Origin of the sequence: Clostridium sp. MCC353 (assembly GCF_018785315.1) — a bacterium.
Classification (GTDB): Bacteria; Bacillota; Clostridia; order Lachnospirales; family Lachnospiraceae; genus CHH4-2.
The window spans coordinates 1-3,822 of the sequence record NZ_WQPN01000085.1; the positions used below are offsets into that span (position 1 = coordinate 1).

Annotated in this window: 3 protein-coding genes; all 3 read right to left on the reverse strand. The window is 51.8% G+C overall.

The genetic code is table 11. From position 1 onward, the window contains the following. Window positions 1-462: 462 nt before the first annotated feature. Genes GPL15_RS15555 through GPL15_RS15565 form a run of 3 tightly spaced genes read right to left on the reverse strand, consistent with a single transcriptional unit; the run spans window position 463 to window position 3,705 of the window. Complete coding sequence (locus GPL15_RS15555; RefSeq protein ID WP_215699604.1) at window positions 463-732, reverse strand: hypothetical protein; 270 nt, start codon at window positions 730-732, stop codon at window positions 463-465. 13 nt (window positions 733-745) lie between these two features. Continuing rightward, window positions 746-2,299 carry a xanthine/uracil/vitamin C permease gene (locus GPL15_RS15560; protein ID WP_215699605.1) on the reverse strand — a complete coding sequence of 518 codons (1,554 nt, stop codon included), beginning with the start codon at window positions 2,297-2,299 and terminating at the stop codon, window positions 746-748. Between the two features lie 29 nt (window positions 2,300-2,328). Beyond that, on the reverse strand, window positions 2,329-3,705 hold the full coding sequence (locus tag GPL15_RS15565; RefSeq protein ID WP_215699606.1) for a monomethylamine:corrinoid methyltransferase: 1,377 nt from the start codon (window positions 3,703-3,705) through the stop codon (window positions 2,329-2,331). Window positions 3,706-3,822 lie beyond the last annotated feature (117 nt).

Sequence of the window (3,822 nt, forward strand, 5' to 3'; positions counted from 1 at the left end):
CCTTACCCTCCGTATCCTCCATTTCCGCCGGAGCCGCCTTACCCTCCGCATCCTCCGTTCCCGCCGGAGCCGCCTTACCCCCCTTACCCTCCGTTCCCGCCGGAGCCGCCTTACCCTCCGTATCCTCCATTTCCGCCAAAACCGCCGTGCCCTCCGGAACCTCCTAAGCCTCCGTGCCCTCCTAAGCCTCCGTGGCCGCCTAAACCTCCGTGGCCGCCTAAACCTCCCTGCTGCTGCCATTCTAATAATTGCCCCTGCAGGAAAAGACCTTGCGGATGTATGTGTGGATGTATGTGCGGACGCATGAAATAATAAAATAGCAGCTCTGGAAAATAATTTTCCAGAGCTGCTCAAACTGCCGGCAAAGTCCGAGGCTCACGCCTCGGATTTTTCTTAACAGAATTTCCTCTCCCCTGCCAACGGCATTATTTTTTATATCATCCTGCTGCCGGTAGGAATATCTTATTCCCGGTTCAGCATCACTTCTTCCCCATATTCCACAAACACCTCATCCAACAGCTGGCTGCCCATTCTGGCGATAAAGCCTTCCTGGTCCATTTCCTTTAAGGGCCGGATCTCCACATTTTTCACGTCCCGGCGTCCTTTGATGATGATGGTGTCTCCCCACTGTTTCATCAGGGAATATCTGGCGTCTTCATCTATGTAAATCACACGTTTTTTGTTGTCCGCTTCCTCGTAGGGGCGCAGCACTCTCACACATTTCGCATCCATTTTCTCTTCCTCCTTATACGTAATCGTATCTGCGCGGCACATCCATCAGCTTTTTCTGGGTCTTATGGATGATGAAGCAGATCACGGCGCTGATTAAATATCCGACCGCATATGGGAAATTCATGGTGTCGGGGCCGAAGCCGAGGGCTGCCGCATGCATGAATCCGAAGAAGGACAGCACGGAAGCGATCAACAGCGAATAGGCGGCCTTGTCCAGCCTTCTGTCAATGATGAAAACCACAGTTGCCCCCCACATGATACTGGTTAAAATGGCGCCGCTCCTCATGGCATAGACCCCATGCCAGGTCACGCCGTAGTCCAGCATGGCCTGGGAAAACTCGTCGCTGGAGTTCATAGTCAGCGCGCCTTCGATGAAAATGCCGAAACTTCCCAGGGCATCCCGGACATAAGTGTAGAGCACGTCGGCCACATGGGGGATCAGGGCTATTGCCACAGCCGCGCCATGTCTTCTGGGCGTATCGGTAAATGACTGGACGATCATCAGCATTGCACACCATAAGAAGGTGATGGAGGCGATAACCGCAGGCATCAGGGAGTTAAAGAATCCGTATACTCCGAACAGGGCGGAAGCGCCGAATAAAAGTCCTGTAACCCAGGAATAACCGATACCGGTTCCGCTCTTTTTCAGTCCCGGGTGTCCCAGCCATACAGTATTCGGGATGATGCCGCCGAATAATGCGGAAAGCATGGTGCAGCATCCGTCGGCGATCTGGGCATGTCCCACATTGTATTCATCTCCTGCCGCGATGGAGGATTCCACGTTGTCCATGGTTTCGATGAAATTATACACTTCAATTGGAACAATGATTCCAAGATACGGCACGATCAGTTTAAAACCGGCTAATATATGGGCCCCTGAAAAATACGGCATCACAAATCCGATGGTGGAGGTATCGATATCCACCCGGCCTAAGCAGATGGCATAGACAACTCCGAACACAACGGAAACTAAAAGCATAGGGATCTTCCTCTTGAATACATAACCTCCGATCAGGCCGATAATGGCGATCAGAAGCACCGGAAGGCCCAGGACCGGATCATGATATACTTCAAATAAACCTACCGTAGCCATCCATACGAGGCCGATTCCTGCCACGGTTCCCAGCATTGCGGCCCTCGGCACGATTTTTCTGATAAACGGGCCTACCACGCCGCCTAAAGTTTCAATGGCTCCGCCCAGGAAGCAGGCCGCAACCGCCGCTGTCCAGCATTCTTCCGGAGCCAGACCGGCGTAGGACAGTGGGTAAATGACTCCGTACAGGTATACGAACATAGCCGGAGTGGATACGCCTGACGGCAGAGCGGTCACATCCGTCCTGCCCGTCTTCTTCGCCAGATTCCATCCCATTATGGCATACACAATTCCGCTGGCCATGAGCCCGATGGACAGCCCCGGAACCACCCTTCCGTAAATGATATCATCTCCCCATCCAATCCCCTGAAGAGCATAGATGATAATGATATAGTTAACCAGATTCCCTACAAATGCATAAACAACTCCGCCCACGTCTTCTCTTTTAAACAGGCTGACCTTATTTGTTTTCATCTCATTTTCTCCTTAGTCATCAAAGCGTGTTAAAACTCAATCCCCATCTGTGTCAGTTCCATTTTCACTTCATCATACATTTTCTGCCATCCCTCTACCGGCTCAATTGTCTCCATATTATAGGATTCTTCAAAGCTGCGTCCGGGATTTCCACCTTCCATGGTGAATACATGCTCGTATTTTTCCAGCAGTTTTAATACGATTTCATTGGCCTGTTCACGGGTCATGCCCTGTCTTGCAACGGCTTTTCCCACTTCGCCCATCAGGCGCACTTCCAGGCCGGTTCCATTTGGCAGATTTCCGTTGGCAGAACCAACCCCTTCCAGATGGCCGCCGCAGACGGACACCACGATGGAATTGGCTGCCACTTCATACAGCAGTTCCTTGGTATAAGCGCCGCTGGACGGCCACAGGTCGCAGACGATGATGGCTGGAGCTTTTTTTGCAAATGTCTGGCAGAGCACTGCCTGAAGCCAGAGGCATCCCCTTGCCGTGGTGGCAATATCCCGGATGTGGATTGGGTGGCAGAGATGATAATCCGCCATGTACACAATATTGGCTGCCAGCATGGAAGCGATCATGACAACCGTCGCACCGGGAGCGTCTCCGGCCAGGCCTCCCACCATAGTACAGGCTAAAGAGGCATTTCTCATTCCGTAATCCAGGGAATTGGCGGCTCTCACTAGGTTTCCGTTGTCCACGATCAGCTCGTTGAACATGGCGGTCAGATGGGAGTCGCATGGACGGAGGCGTTTTTCACAGGCTGCCGCCAGGTCTCCCATCTCCGTAACCGCGCTTTCCGCCGCCAAAAGGCCCATTCCCGGCCTGCCAACTTCCGCTAAGGCCTTATGAAGGTATTCCAGCTCCCTTCTGACCGCAATCAGTTCCGTGGGAGCGCCGCTTTTTACCTGGTATCCGTCCACATCAACCAGGGAACCGCAGGTTAAAAGGTCGATTACAGGCTCTTTGGCAGAGCTTAAAATGATGGGATAATAGAGGCGTTCCGGCGTTGGGCACCCCGGATTTCCCGCCCAGATTAAGGGTTCCCGGCGGTCTTCCACCCCTCTGGCATTTAAAGTGACCGCGTCCTTTCCTTCCCCCATCACCAGGGATGTTTTCATGTTCTTAATGCCCGCTTCAATTTCCTCTTCCGACAAAGAGATGATGCGGCCGGTGGACATGTTGAAGACGCCGTTCTGGGCTAAGAATTTTTTCGCTGCTTCAAACATGTCGTCAAACAGTTTTTCGTCGGTGGGGATGATTACCTGTTTGTCCCAGGTGAAGTCATAGTCTTCCACCAGTTCCCGGACTCCGTCTACGATGTAATCCAGATCCCAGTCCTCTTTTGATACTTTTTCCCCTTCTTCGCCCCTCTGCCAGATGGACAGATACTCTTTTGCTGTCATGTGCTTCCTCCTTTTTTCTTTGGTAAGATTATATTTTTTTACATAAAGGGTGAAGGCATTTTCAGAAAAGCCTTCACGTTTTAAAGTAAAACGTCAAGGCTTTTTCGAAAATGCCTT